Here is a 14,210-nt window from a genome sequence, read left to right on the forward strand (position 1 = left end):
ACACCGGAAGGCCGCAAGCATCGGCCGCGAAAACTGTTCCGGCCGGGACAAGCTCGGCGGACGCATCTTGCGCGTGGGTGGATCGGAGTTGCCGATATCTCGCCGACGGGAACCACGATACGCTTTTGGCCACCATGGCGCCGAGCCAAGCGCGATGACGACGGCGGCTTTCGGGTCGCCGCCTTTGTTCCAGGCCCCGTATATTGAAGCACGATGCTCCGCTACCGCCGCATGCCTCATTCGGACGGCTTCGCGGGGCTGGAACGATGCGCCGCATAGGTTCCGGCTAAAGCAAGGACCGCGAGCAGAAGCGGGAGGAACGACAGCCATAGCACTGTATCCCATCCATAGACGGCGAGCAGCCCACCGGACAGGAAGGAGCCGATCGCCATGGTTCCAAACACCACGAAGTCGTTGAGCGACTGCACCCTGGCCTTTTCGTTCGACCGGTGACACTCCAGCACGAGCGCCGAGGCCCCCACGAAGCCGAAGTTCCAGCCGATGCCGAGCAGGATGAGCGTCAGCCAGAAATGCGCGACATCCACACCCAGCAAACCGACCGCCGCCGACACCCCGATCAGCGCCAGCCCAGCCGAGACCACGCTCGGCGCGCCAAAGCGCGTGATCAGACGCCCCGTCAAGAAGCTGGGAGCATACATGGCGATCACGTGCCATTGCAGGCCAAGGTTAGACGCTTCCTGCGGAAGACCGCACATACGCATGGCAAGAGGGGCCGCGGTCATGAGAAAGTTCATGAGCAGATATGACACGACCCCGCAGATCACCGCCGCGATGAACCGAGGCTGCCGCGCGATCTCGCCAAGCGGCCGCCCACCGGACATGTCAGCGGCTGTCGGCTTAGGAAGCCGGACGCCATACAGAATGACAGCGGAAAGGGCAGCCACCCCGCCCTGCGCCAGGAAGGATGCCGCAAACATATAGGGCATCCAGAGATACATGGTATGGGTGACAAGCTGCGGCCCGATCACCCCCGCAAATATCCCGCCGGCCATGACGAGAGACAAGGCGCGCGGGCGCCGCTCGGGCGGCACACAATCCGCCGCCGCGAAACGAAAAGTCAGGACGACGGCGGCATAGACTCCTCCGAAGAACGTCGCCGTGCAGAAAAGCCAGAAGGAACTCAGCATCACCGCCAGGAACGCGAGCAAACCGGCCAGCACACCGCACCCCGTTCCGGTCATGAATGCAGTGCGGCGGCCGTGCCGCTGGGCGATGGCACCGGCGGGCAAGGTGCTGGCTGCCATGCCGACCACGAAGATCGAGATCGGAAGGGTCGCCAGCGCCGGCGTAGGCGCCAGCATGTCGCCCACGATCGCCCCGGTCGCATAGACAACCACGGCGTTCGCCCCCGCAAGCGCCTGCGCGACGGTCAGCCTTGCGACGTTGCTCCGCGCGTAAGGGTAAACGGGCGCTCGAGATGGTTGGCCTGGTATGCGTGCGGAAGCGTGCGACATTGGGTACTTCAGAGGTTGGGTGATGGATCGAGCAGGGCACGCTGGTGTAATCGGCTTTTCCGCCCCGCGTCAAAAATCCGCCCTGACTCGCGCATTCGGCGCTGCGCCATCTGTGTCGACGATCCTTTTGTCAGGCCTGTGCCCCGACACCGGGACCATCTCAAGCGCCCTCCGCACGTCATCTTCTCTTTGGCTGATCTTCATGGCTCCGTTATGTGGGATGTGGATATTGCAACGCGACGCGGGGATGTATGGCTTCCACGGCCTATTCCTGCCAGTACATCATCGACGAGCTTGTCGAGATTGCGCCATTCCACCCGCAGTCCCGGCTACCTCCGCCATCTGGTGCCGGTCGATATGTACGTGCCGGAATTGTACTGAGGGCTAGGACGACACGGTCACGAGAATAACGTCATGTCATCCTGGGCCCGTCGTTGCGCAACGTCCCGGGATGACAGGCGGTGGTTGAGTGATCGCGCTCGGCGGATCACAGCGGACGAAGGCCTTTGGGCCAACGGCAACGGCACATCCCCACACTGTCGTCGAACTGTCGCACAAGCGTCATAGAAGCGGTCCCGAGAACGCGCTGCGGTCCAGTCGGGCGTGGGCATCCGTCATTCTGACAACTGCGATTTGTGACCGTGTTTCAAGCTCCACCGAGGACAACAGCCCTTCCTGCTCTCGAAGCAGATGGCATCGCCTTTTCGTATGGGCCCACAGCGATCCTCGAACGCCTTGACGTAAGCGTCGGCGCCTCGGAAATCCTGGCGTTGCTCGGCCCGTCCGGCTGCGGCAAGACCACGCTGCTCAAGCTCATCGCCGGACTGCTCGCGCCGACGGGAGGGCGCATCCGCATCGGAGGGGAGATCGTCGCCGATGCCCGCAAGGTGCTGCCGCCGGAGAAGCGCGGGCTCGGCATGGTGTTTCAGGACTATGCGCTCTGGCCGCATCTCAGCGTGGCCCGGAACGTCAGCTTTCCCCTGGAAATGCGCGGCGTTGGACGGGCGGAGCGTGACAGCCGGGCGCGCGAGGCCCTGCGCCGCGTCGGCCTGGCGGCCTTTGCCGACCGCTCGCCGGGATCGCTGTCCGGAGGACAGCAACAGCGCGTGTCGATCGCACGGGCGATCGTCTCCGAACCGCGTCTGGTCCTCTTCGACGAGCCCCTTTCCAATCTCGACCGCGACCTGAAGGAAACGCTCGTCGGCGAGATCTCGTCACTGATCCGCGAACTCGGCCTGAGTGGGGTCTACGTGACGCATGACCACGCCGAGGCCTTCGGGCTGGCGGATCGCGTCGCGGTGATGCGTGCCGGCAAGATCATTCAGCTTGATCCGCCGGAACGCCTCGTCAGTGACCCCGCCTCGCCGGATGTCTGCGAATTCCTCCACCTCGGAACGATGGCCGATGTCGAGATCCGGGAGGGGGACATCTACGTCCCCGCGGCCCGGATGGTCATTGGCCGACTTCCGGTCGGCGGCGACGGCGCGCGCCACGGCCGGCTGCTGCTGCGCCGCGATTCGCTGGTGCCCTGCCTGTCCGGGCCGCAGACACTGCCCGGCACCGTCACACGCGCGTTGTTCCGCGGCGATCATTATCTCTTGACCGTGCGCCTCGGCGAGGACGGCGCGCCCGGCCTGTCCGTCATCGTGATCGCTCCGAGCCGGGCGGCGATCGGCGAAACCATAGCCCTGAAAATTTCCATGGACCGACTGCGCTTCTTTCCGAGCGAGGCAGCCCGTCCAGCTGCACTGGAGACCACACCATGATGCGTAGAGCATTTCTGGCCAAAGGACTTATCGTCGGCGCGATCACGCTCGGCCTCGCCACGGCGGCCACCGCCCAGGAGAAGATCACGGTCTATTCCGCTGGCCCCGCCAATCTCATCGAAACCTTGGCGAAGGGCTTCACGGCGAAGACCAAGATCCCCGTGTCGGTGTTCCAGGGCACGACCGGCAAGGTCATGGCGCGCATCGAGGCCGAGGCCAGCAACCCGGTCGTCGACGTGCTGATCTCCGCCTCCTGGGATACGGCGACGGACTTCAGCAAGCGCGGCTGGCTCCTGCCCTACACCAGCCCGAATGCGGCGAAGGTGCCGGACTTCCTGAAGACCAAGGATGCCGTGGCGCAGGGCGTGTCCGCGCTCGCCATCGCCTGGAACCCGAAGAGCGGCACGCCGCGCCCGACCGACTGGGCCGATCTCGCCAAGCCGCCCTTCAAGGACCTCGTGACCATGCCGGATCCGGCTGAATCCGGCGCGACCTTCGAGCTGGTCGCCGCGCTCCAGGGCGAGAACTTCCAGCTGTTCAAGAACCTGAACGCCAATGGCATGGTCGTGGCCGGTGCCAATGCCGCCGCGCTGACGCCGGTGCTGCAGGGCGCCAAGGCCGCCGTGTTCGGCGCGGTCGACTACATCTCGCTCGGCGGGGCCGCGAAGGGCGAGAGCATCGAGGTTATCTTCCCCACGTCCGGAACGGTGATCGCGCCGCGGCCGATGCTGATCCTCAACTGGTCCAAGCAGCCCGACAGCGCCAAGGCCTTCATCGACTACGTGCTGTCCGACGAAGGACAGGCCGCGGTCGCCAAGGTCTACCTCATGCCGGCGCGTACCGACGTGAAGGCCGACCGTCCGCTGATCGGCGACCTCAAGATCATCTCCGTGGACACGGACAAGGTCTATGCGGCCCGCAAGGAAATCCTGTCCGGCTTCAACGCCGCGACCGGCGGAAAGTAAGCAGCCGTGATCAGTGGGGGACGCGCCGATCAGGGATTTGTTCTCACGACAGTGGCGGGTCTCCTCGTCGTGGTGGCGCTCCCTCTCGCTTTCGTACTGCTGCAAGCCATCTTTCCCAACTTCGGATCAGGCTCGCTGGCCGCGCCGTTCAGCGCGCTCGTCGAAGCCTTTTCCGACAGCAAGCTGCTGGGGCTGACGCTGAACACCATCACGCTCGGCGTGGTGGTGGTCGCCCTGTCCTCACTCATCGCCATTCCGCTCGGCGTCATCCGCGCCCTGTTCCGCGTGCCGCTCGCGTCGCTGTGGGATGTGCTGCTGCTCGTGCCCTTCATGATCCCGCCCTATATCGCGGCGCTCGCCTGGATCATGACGCTGCAGCCGCGCGGCTATCTTTTCCAGATCGCGGGGTTCGATCTCGGCAAGCTCCTGTTTTCCTTCTGGGGCGTCGCGATCGTCATGACGCTGAACGTGTTCCCGGCGATCTATTTCGCGGTATCGCGGACGGTGGGAGCCATAGGCAACCGGCTGACCGACGCGGCACGCGTCGCCGGCGCCACGCCCTGGCGCGCCTTTCTGCGCGTCACCCTGCCTTTGTCAGCGCCCGGCATCGTGGCAAGCCTGCTCATCGTCTTCGCGATGACGATCGAGGAATACGGCACGCCGGCGGCGCTTGGCGCGCGCGCCGGCTTCGACGTCCTCGTCACCGCCATCGACACGCGCGTGTCCGACTGGCCGATCGACCTGTCGGGCGCATCGGCGCTCTCGCTCGTGCTGGTCGCGCTCTCCCTGTCCGCCTTCGGTCTGCAGCTCTGGCTCCTGTCCTCGCGGTCCTACGAGACCGTGGGCGGCCGCTCGGCGGACACGACGCGGCACGCGCTCGGCGCGTGGACCCTGCCGGTTATCCTGCTCTTCGCGGTTGTCACCTTGCTGTCGACGATCGCGCCGTTGTTCGCGATCCTGGCGACGGCCTTCTCGCGTACGATCTCGGGCGGCCTCGCCCTGTCCAATCTCGGCGTCGACAACTTTCTGGCGATGGCCGAGGGTGCCTCCGGCGGCGTCGAGGCGCTGCGCAACAGCCTCCTGCTCGGCCTCGCCACAGCTCTCGCGACCGGCGTTCTCGGCGCGACATCCGCCTATTTCGTGGTGCGCACGAAACTCAAGGGCAGGCAGGTCCTCGATGCCCTGACGGTGCTGCCCAATGCCATTCCCGGTGTCGTCGTCGCCGTGGGGCTGATCCTCGCCTGGAACCAGCCCTGGTGGCCGGCGAGCCCCTACAACACGCCACTGATCCTGCTGCTGGCCTATTGCTGCATCCTGCTGCCCTACCCCGTGCGCTATGCCAATGCCGCCTTCCGCCAGGTCGGCGAAAGCCTCGAGATGGCCGCGCGCGTCTCTGGCGCCAAGCCGATCGTCACCTTCACGCGGGTCCTGCTGCCGCTCATCGCGCCAAGCCTGATCGCCGCCATGCTGATCGTCTTCGCGATCGCGTCGCGGGAGCTGGTGGCCTCGCTCCTGCTCGCGCCGGTCGGCATGCAGACCATCGCCACCTTCATCTGGCGCCAGTTCGACCAGGGCTCCGTGCAGCTCGGCATGGCCATGAGCGCCGTCACCATCGGCGTCACCACCCTGATCTCGCTTGCCTTCGCGCTGCTCTCCCGCAAGGTCGATCGCACCGCCTGACTTGGACCCTCGGCTTGGGGCTCTCCACTTGGGGCTCTCCGCTTCTGGCTCTCGCCCAAACATCTTGCAGATCGGCGCGCCGAGTTCAGGTAGAAGGACAATGGTCCGGACATCTGCGGCGAGACGGAAATCGGTGGAAGTCAAGCAATTACGTACCTTCGTGCATGTCGCGGAACTCGGAAGCATCAGCCTCGCCGCTGAACGACTGCACATCGCCCAGTCCGCGCTGACACGCCAGATCCAGGCCCTTGAAGCCGAAGTCGACGCGCAGCTGTTTCGCCGGCACGGCCGGGGCGTGGAGCTGACCGACCAGGGCGCGGCGCTGTTTGCGCGCGCCACGGTGATCCTGCGCGAGATCGAGCAGGCGCGCGCGGAGATCAAGTCCGAACAGGCGGTCCTCACGGGCGAGGTATCCTTCGGCATGCCGCCGACAGTCGCCGATGTGCTCTCCGGTGTGCTCATCGAGAAATTCTCACGGCTGCATCCGCGTGTGAAACTGCGTGTGGTTTCCGGCTACAGCGGACATGTGCTGGACTGGCTGCAGCGCGGCGTGATCGACCTCGGCGTTCTCTACGAGAACAAGCTGCCATCGACGATCCGGTCTCAGCCCCTGCTGCTCGAGCAGTTGTTCCTCATCGAACAGGCCGGACAGCGGCCAAGCGCGGCGCCTGTGGCGGCGCTCGCCGAAATTGCGGACCTGCGGCTCGTGCTGCCGAGCCGCAGGCACGGCCTGCGGCTCTTGATCGACAGCGTCGCCGCCCAGGCCGGCTATGCCTTCGAGCCGGTCGTCGAGGCGGATTCCCTGCCGGTGCAGATCGACCTCGTCCGTCGCGGCCTCGGCGCGACGATCCTGCCGTTCCTGTCCGTCTTCGCGGATGTCGAGGCCGGGACCCTCTCGGCGCGGCCCATCGTCGAGCCCGAGATCACACGCCGCCTCGTATTGGCCAGCGTCATCGACCGCCCGCCGACACCCGCCATTCGGCAATTCGCGGCCATGGCGGTGTCCGAGGTCGCCGCGCTGGTGAAGACGGGACGTTGGAAAGCCATCCTTGAGTAGCATCGGCAATCACAAAAATATGCCGGATCAGCATATCTGAAATAGCGAAACGGCGTTTCACGCTCGCGCCGCCCCTTGCTATCCAAAAGAGGCAAATAACGCCGTGGGTGGGATAGCATGACCTTCGAGATGTCTGGCGAGACGGATGATATCCGCGAGATTCGTGGCGCGGTGCGCAAGCTTTGCGAGCAGTTCCCCGGCGAATACTGGCGCAAGCTCGACCGGGAGGACGCCTATCCCCAGGCGTTCGTGCAGGAGCTGGCGGAGGCTGGCTATCTCTCGGTGCTGATACCGGAGGCCTACGGCGGCGCGGGCCTGCCACTCTCGGCGGCGGCGGCCATTCTTGAGGAGATCCAGCGGGCGGGTTGCAACGGCGCGGCCTGCCATGCGCAGATGTACATCATGGGCGCCCTGGTGCGGCATGGCAGCGATGCCCAGAAGAGCGCCTATCTGCCGAAGATCGCCTCCGGCGAACTGCGCCTGCAGGCCTTCGGCGTGACGGAGCCGACCAGCGGCACGGATACTACCTCCATCAAGACCTTCGCCGAGCGCCGGGGCGACCACTATGTCGTGAACGGCCAGAAGGTCTGGACATCGCGGGCCGCCTACTCCGATCTCATGCTGCTGCTCGCCCGCACAACGCCACGGGACGAGGTCGCCAAACGCACGGACGGCCTGTCGGTCTTCATCCTCGACATGCGTGAGGCGAAGAACAACGGCCTGACCATCCAGCCGATCCGCGCGATGATGAATCATTCGACGACGGAAGTGTTCTTCGACAATGTGCGCATTCCCACTGAGAATCTCGTCGGCGAGGAAGGCAAGGGGTTCCGCTACATCCTCTCGGGGATGAATGCCGAGCGCATCCTCATCGCCTCGGAATGTATTGGTGATGCCAAGTGGTTCCTCGAGAAAGCCACGGCCTATGCCAACCAGCGGGTGGTGTTCGGACGGCCGATCGGCCAGAATCAGGGCATCCAGTTTCCGCTCGCCAAGGCCTACGCTCAGATGCGGGCGGCCGAACTGATGGTGCACCGGGCGGCCGAACTCTTCGAGGCCGGCAAGGATTGTGGCGCCGAGGCCAATATGGCCAAGATGCTGGCGGCGGATGCGTCCTGGGCCGCGGCGGAAGCCTGTGTGCAGACCCACGGCGGCTTCGCCTTTGCCGAGGAATACGACGTCGAGCGCAAATTCCGGGAAACGCGGCTCTATCAGGTGGCGCCAATCTCGACCAATCTCATCCTCAGCTACATCGCCGAGCACGTGCTCGGCATGCCGCGCTCTTATTGATGATGGCCATGGCCTCACCCAAGGAACCGGTGCTCCCGCTGAAGGATCTGCTTGTCGTCGCCATCGAACAGGCGGTGGCGGCGCCGACATGCACCGTGCGGCTCGCGGATGCGGGTGCGCGCGTCATCAAGATCGAACGCGCCGGCGGCGAGACCGCGCGGCACTACGACCGGGCCGTCAAGGGCACGAGCGCCTATTTCGCCTGGCTCAATCGCGGCAAGGAAAGCACGGTCCTCGACATCAAGGATCAGGCGGACCGCGCCCTTGTCGAGCGGCTCGTCGCGCAGGCTGACGTCTTCGTGCAGAACCTCGCCCCGGGCGCCACCGAACGGCTCGGCCTCGGCTCGGCGGCGCTCGTCGCGCGGTATCCCCGGCTGATTGCCGTCGACATCGTCGGCTACGCCCAGGACACCAGCTTCCGCGACATGCGCGCCTATGACATGCTGATCCAGGCGGAAAGCGGCCTGTGCGCCGTCACCGGCACGCCTGACGCCCCCGTCAAAGTCGGTGTGTCCATCGCCGACGTGGCGACGGGCATGACCGCCCATGCCGCCATTCTCGAGGCGCTGATCGAGCGGGCCGCAACCGGCCGGGGCCGGGCCATCGAGATCGCCATGTTCGACGTGATGGCGGACCTGATGAGCGTGCCGCTGCTGCATCATGACTATGCGGAAAAGCCGACGCCACGCGCCGGCCTGAGCCACGCCGCCATCTATCCCTATGGCGCCTTTGCCTGCCGTGACGGCGAGATCGTCGCGGTGGTGCAGAACCCGCAGGAATGGGCGCGGTTCTGCGCGGGCGTGCTGGGCCGGTCGGACCTCACCGGGGACAGCCGTTTTGCCGACAACCCGTCGCGGGTCGCCAACCGCGAAGCCCTCGACGCAATCATCAAGCCGATCTTCGCCGCCGAAACAAAGGCGCGGATGATTGAGAAACTCGAACGTCATCAGCTCGCCTGGTCCAATGTCTCGCAGGTGGCGGATCTCTCCAGCCACCCGGCCCTCAGACGCATCGACGTCGCCATTCCCGACGGCCTATTCCGCAGCGTCGGCTCGCCGTCGCGGCGGGATCTCCAACCCGGACCCGTGCCGGCGCTGGGGCAGCACACGGACGCGATCCGCGCCGAATTCGCCGGAAAGCCATGATTGACAGGGCAAGACAGTGACGGGGCAGACCGCGCGGACAGATCAGTACGAGGACAAGACGAGATGACCGAGGCATCGCAACTCGACATCGAGCATCTGCGCGGCTGGATTGGCCGCTCCGAGGAGGCGAGTGACGTGCTGACGGATCGCCTCGTTCGCGGATTGCTTGCGACGATAGCAGGTGACGCGCAGAAGCCATGGGATAGCGCGGATGTCCCGCTCACGATGCATTGGTGCCTCGCGCCACCCATCGCACCGATGGCGGCGCTGGGGCCGGATGGACATCCCGCGCGCGGCGGCTTCCTGCCGCCGACACCCCTGCCCCGCCGCATGTGGGCCGGCGGGCGGCTCGAATTTCATGACAGGCTCAAGCGCGGCGACAGTGTCGCACGTCGTTCCGTGATCCGCGACGTGACAGCGAAACAGGGCCGATCGGGCACCCTGTGCTTCGTCACGGTCGACCATGACATCACCACGGCGCGAGGATTGGCGATCCGTGAGCGGCAAGACATCGTCTATCGCGAAGCCGAGCCTCCCCGCAGCGGCGCGGCACCGGCCGGCGGCGCGGCAACGCCCTCGCCCCCGGCGACGCCGGCCGCCCAATGGCAGCGCGTTATCCCGTGCAGCCCGGTACTGCTGTTCCGCTATTCGGCGCTGACCTTCAACGGGCATCGCATCCACTACGATCGGTCCTACTGCCGTGATGAGGAGAATTATCCGGGCCTCGTCGTCCATGGCCCGCTGCAGGCGACGCTGCTCGTGGAATTCGCGGCCTCGCTCAGGGGCGGACGCACACCCACGGCGTTCGACTTCCGGGGAGTAAGCCCGCTGTTCGATGGTGCCGATTTCACGCTGAACGCCAGCGATGCGGACGACGGCAGCCTGCGCCTGTGGACCGCCGACGCACATGGGTGGACAACCATGGAGGCGAAGGCCGTTTGGTAGCGGCCGCTGACGGCGGTTTCGGGGAGGGCACAGCCACTGCGCCGACATGCGCAAGACGCGCCGCGTATCGATAAGATTATGAAACGCGTGCAGTTCGGCAATAAAATTGCCCGTGATGACGGCGGGCGCGAAACAATCGTAATCGAGATTATTGGTTGTTCTCAAACACACAAGCTTGTCTATGATGTGTAATCAAGCGCGATCAGAAGAATATTGGGCGGAACAAGGCTAAACGACATGACGCAGCATAATCCTCCCGCCGCCTTGACCGATAGCGTGGCCACCGCCAATCGCGCCGCCTGGGCGGACCTCACGCGGGACCTCCTGAACAAGCGTGAAGTCGTGGCGACAGGCGGACCGCCGAAGGCCCGCGAGCGCCATATCGCGCGCGGCAAGCTGCTGCCGCGTGAAAGGGTCATGCGCCTCATCGATCCCGGCACACCCTTCCTGGAGCTCGGAGCGCTCGCGGCCCACGGTCTCTACGACGACGCCATCCATGGCGCGGGCATCATCACCGGCATCGGTCGCGTCGCGGGACGCGAGGTCATGATCGTCTGCAACGATTCGACGATCAAGGGTGGCACCTACTACCCCATGACCATCAAGAAGCACCTGCGCGCCCAGGATATCGCCCGCGAAAACAATCTGCCCTGCATCTACCTCGTCGATTCCGGCGGCGCCAACCTGCCGCATCAGACCGAGGTCTTCCCGGATCGCGATCACTTCGGGCGGATCTTCTACAACCAGGCCACCATGTCGGCCCGAGGCATTCCGCAGATCGCCTGCGTGATGGGCTCTTGCACGGCCGGCGGCGCCTATGTGCCGGCCATGTCCGATGAAACGGTGATCGTGCGCCACCAGGGAACCATCTTCCTTGGCGGCCCTCCCTTGGTGAAGGCTGCGACCGGGGAAGTGGTCACCGCTGAAGATCTCGGCGGCGCCGATGTCCACGCCCGCCAGTCGGGCGTTGCCGACCACTACGCGACCGACGACGTGCATGCCCTCGCGATCGTCCGCCGGATCGTCGCCAATCTCAACAGCCGGAAACGTCCGGAGATCGACATCGCCCCGCCGCGGGAGCCGCGTTATGCGATCAGCGATCTCGACGCCATCGTGCCGACGGACCTGAAGAAGCAGTATGACATCCGCGACGTCATCACGCGGCTCGTCGATGGCTCGAACTTCGACGAGTTCAAGCGGCTTTACGGCACCACGCTGGTGACGGGCTTTGCCCGGATCTGGGGCATTCCCGTCGGCATAATCGCCAACAACGGCATCCTCTTCGCCGAAAGCGCGCTGAAGGGCGCGCATTTCATCGAGCTCTGCTGCCAGCGCCGCATTCCGCTGCTTTTCCTGCAGAACATAGCCGGCTTCATGGTGGGGCGGCAGTACGAGGCCGGCGGCATCGCCAAGGATGGCGCGAAACTCGTGGCGGCGGTCGCCTGCGCCGAGGTTCCGAAGATCACGGTCATCGTCGGCGGCTCTTTCGGCGCGGGTAACTATGGCATGTGCGGCCGCGCCTATTCACCACGTTTCCTGTTCATGTGGCCGAATGCCCGCATCTCCGTCATGGGCGGCGAGCAGGCGGCGAGCGTCCTCGCCACCGTGCGGCGCGACAATATCGAGGCGGACGGCAAGACCTGGAGCGCCACGGAGGAAGAAGCCTTCAAGGCGCCCATCCGCGACCGCTACGAAGAGGAAGGCAACCCCTATTATGCGACGGCGCGGCTATGGGATGACGGCATCATCCTGCCGTCGGAAACGCGGCGGGTGCTTGGGCTTGCCTTCTCCGCGACGCTGAACGCGCCCATTCCGGCCACCCAGTTCGGCGTTTTGAGGATGTAGCCTTGACGAGCCCCATGATGACGAGCCCCACTATCATGACAAATGCCGCCGTCCTCATCGCCAATCGCGGCGAGATCGCCTGCCGCATCATCCGCACCGCGAGGTGCATGGGCCTGCGCACCATCGCCGTCTATTCGGAGGCCGATGCCGGGTCTCTGTTCGTGCGGATGGCGGACGAGGCCCATTGCATCGGCCCGGCGCCCGCCCGCGAGAGCTATCTCAATATCAGCGCCATCATCGACGTCGCGCGGCGCACCGGCGCGGCCTTCGTCCACCCCGGCTACGGCTTCCTGTCGGAGCGGGCAGAATTCGCCGAGGCCTGCGCGGCAGCGGGCGTCACCTTCGTCGGACCGCCGGCCTCCGCCATCCGCGCCATGGGCCTGAAGGACGCGGCCAAGGCCCTCGTCGCGGCGGCGGGCGTGCCGGTCGTGCCCGGCTATCACGGCGAGCGCCAGGAGCCAGACTTTCTCGGCGAGAAGGCGGCCGAAATCGGCTATCCCGTGCTCATCAAGGCTGTCGCCGGCGGCGGCGGCAAGGGCATGAAGCGCGTCGATGCGCCGGCCGATTTCGCGGGCGCGCTGGAAAGCGCCCAGCGCGAGGCAGCCGGCGCCTTCGGCGATCCCCGGGTGCTGATCGAGAAATACGTCCTCGCCCCGCGCCATATTGAGATCCAGGTGTTCGCCGATACCCACGGCCATGTGGTGCATCTGTTCGAGCGTGACTGCTCGCTCCAGCGGCGCCACCAGAAGGTCATCGAAGAGGCGCCGGCGCCCGGCATGCCCCCGGAGACGCGCCAGGCCATGGGAGACGCGGCGGTGCAGGCGGCGCGCGCCGTGGGCTATGTCGGCGCCGGCACGGTCGAGTTCATCGTCGACGCCAGCGAGGGCCTGAAGCCTGACCGCTTCTACTTCATGGAAATGAACACGCGCCTCCAGGTGGAACATCCCGTCACCGAGGCGATCACCGGGCTCGATCTCGTCGAACTCCAGCTCCGCGTGGCGGCGGGCGAGGCGCTGCCGTTCGATCAGGGTGGCGTGGCGATCAACGGCCACGCGGTGGAAGCGCGGGTCTATGCGGAGGATCCCGAAAAGGGCTTCCTCCCATCGACCGGGCATCTCTGGGCGCTCCGCCTCCCCACCGACGACGGCCTCAGGGTGGACACCGGTGTCGAGGCCGGCGACGAGGTCTCGCCGTTCTACGATCCGATGATCGCGAAGGTCATCGCCCACGGCGCGACGCGTGACGAGGCGCTCGATCGCCTCGCCGGTGCGCTTGGCCGCTCGGTCATCGCGGGCCCGCGGACCAATCTCGCCTTCCTGAAAAAGCTCTGCGAGGCCCCCGCCTTTCGAGCCGGCCATTTCGACACCGGCTTCATCGAGCGCAACCTGGACAGTCTCGGCGCCGTACCCCAACCTGTGGACGCGGAAGCTGTCCGTCGCGGCGTGCTTGCCCTCCTCGCGGATCACCATGACGACACGGCGCGCAAGCCCGGCTCAGAAGCGCCGTCTCCTTGGGACGCGCGCGACGCCTTCCAGCTGATGGGGCCACGCCGTCAGGGATTGTCCATCACGGTCGACGGGGAGCGCATCGATGACATCGGTATCGAATGGCTGCCCGCAGCGGATCAAACGTCGGCCATCGCGGTGCACTGGGCGGGCGGCACCACGCGGCCAGCTGAAACCGGCACGGACGGGACAGCGCTGGCAGCGACCCCCGACGGCGTTCTCGTCATCCGGGACGCGCGGCAGACGCGTGTCGGCCTTCACGATCCCTTCTCCGTGGACCTTGATCACCTCACGGGCGGAAGCGGCATTGCCGCACCCATGCATGGCAAGCTTGTGGCGATGCTCGTCGTGCCCGGCGATACGGTGAAGAAGGGCCAAAGGCTGGCCGTCGTTGAGGCGATGAAGATGGAACATGTCCTGACATCGTCTTTCGACGGAACGGTCACCGCGATCCACGCAGCGCCCGGCGAGCAGGTGGCTGAAGGCGCGAGCCTGATCCTGCTCGAGCCTCTTGAGACGTGATGCCGATGAGACCCG

10 protein-coding genes and 1 pseudogene are annotated in these 14,210 nt (G+C 65.8%); 10 read left to right on the plus strand and 1 reads right to left on the minus strand.

The features are described from left to right. Positions 1–236: 236 nt before the first annotated feature. The gene (locus KIO74_RS11165; RefSeq protein ID WP_213332051.1) at positions 237–1,475 is read right to left on the minus strand and encodes an MFS transporter; all 1,239 of its coding nucleotides are present in this window, start codon (positions 1,473–1,475) and stop codon (positions 237–239) included. A gap of 767 nt (positions 1,476–2,242) precedes the next feature. On the opposite strand from KIO74_RS11165, the pseudogene KIO74_RS32630 reads away from it, so the two are divergent. From KIO74_RS32630 to KIO74_RS11210, 10 genes and pseudogenes are all read left to right on the plus strand, one after another. Beyond that, a pseudogene (locus tag KIO74_RS32630) lies at positions 2,243–2,581 on the plus strand (ABC transporter ATP-binding protein); the annotation flags it as partial. A gap of 342 nt (positions 2,582–2,923) precedes the next feature. Beyond that, positions 2,924–3,241, plus strand: coding sequence for a TOBE domain-containing protein (locus KIO74_RS32635; RefSeq protein WP_502762109.1), 318 nt, complete (start codon positions 2,924–2,926; stop codon positions 3,239–3,241). Then, positions 3,241–4,206: an ABC transporter substrate-binding protein gene (locus KIO74_RS11175; protein WP_213334940.1), complete on the plus strand. Its 966-nt coding sequence runs from the start codon at positions 3,241–3,243 to the stop codon at positions 4,204–4,206. Before KIO74_RS32635 ends, KIO74_RS11175 begins: the two co-directional genes overlap by 1 nt. Before the next feature lie 6 nt (positions 4,207–4,212). Further along, entirely contained in the window at positions 4,213–5,886 is a 1,674-nt protein-coding gene (locus KIO74_RS11180; RefSeq protein ID WP_213332052.1) for an ABC transporter permease, read from the plus strand. Positions 5,887–6,019: 133 nt separating this feature from the next. After that, positions 6,020–6,943: a LysR family transcriptional regulator gene (locus tag KIO74_RS11185; protein WP_213332053.1), complete on the plus strand. Its 924-nt coding sequence runs from the start codon at positions 6,020–6,022 to the stop codon at positions 6,941–6,943. Positions 6,944–7,060: 117 nt separating this feature from the next. Continuing rightward, positions 7,061–8,233 carry an acyl-CoA dehydrogenase family protein gene (locus KIO74_RS11190; protein ID WP_502762048.1) on the plus strand — a complete coding sequence of 391 codons (1,173 nt, stop codon included), beginning with the start codon at positions 7,061–7,063 and terminating at the stop codon, positions 8,231–8,233. 8 nt (positions 8,234–8,241) lie between these two features. Further along, positions 8,242–9,378 carry a CaiB/BaiF CoA transferase family protein gene (locus KIO74_RS11195; protein WP_349629180.1) on the plus strand — a complete coding sequence of 379 codons (1,137 nt, stop codon included), beginning with the start codon at positions 8,242–8,244 and terminating at the stop codon, positions 9,376–9,378. Between the two features lie 63 nt (positions 9,379–9,441). Beyond that, complete coding sequence (locus KIO74_RS11200) at positions 9,442–10,323, plus strand: HTD2 family dehydratase (RefSeq protein ID WP_213332054.1); 882 nt, start codon at positions 9,442–9,444, stop codon at positions 10,321–10,323. 237 nt (positions 10,324–10,560) lie between these two features. Further along, positions 10,561–12,168, plus strand: a complete 1,608-nt coding sequence (locus tag KIO74_RS11205) for a carboxyl transferase domain-containing protein (RefSeq protein WP_213332055.1) — start codon at positions 10,561–10,563, stop codon at positions 12,166–12,168. A 35-nt stretch (positions 12,169–12,203) separates the two neighbouring features. Beyond that, positions 12,204–14,195, plus strand: a complete 1,992-nt coding sequence (locus KIO74_RS11210) for an acetyl/propionyl/methylcrotonyl-CoA carboxylase subunit alpha (RefSeq protein WP_213332056.1) — start codon at positions 12,204–12,206, stop codon at positions 14,193–14,195. Positions 14,196–14,210: the final 15 nt, after the last annotated feature.

The organism is Chelatococcus sp. HY11 (assembly GCF_018398335.1).
Classification (GTDB): Bacteria; Pseudomonadota; Alphaproteobacteria; order Rhizobiales; family Beijerinckiaceae; genus Chelatococcus.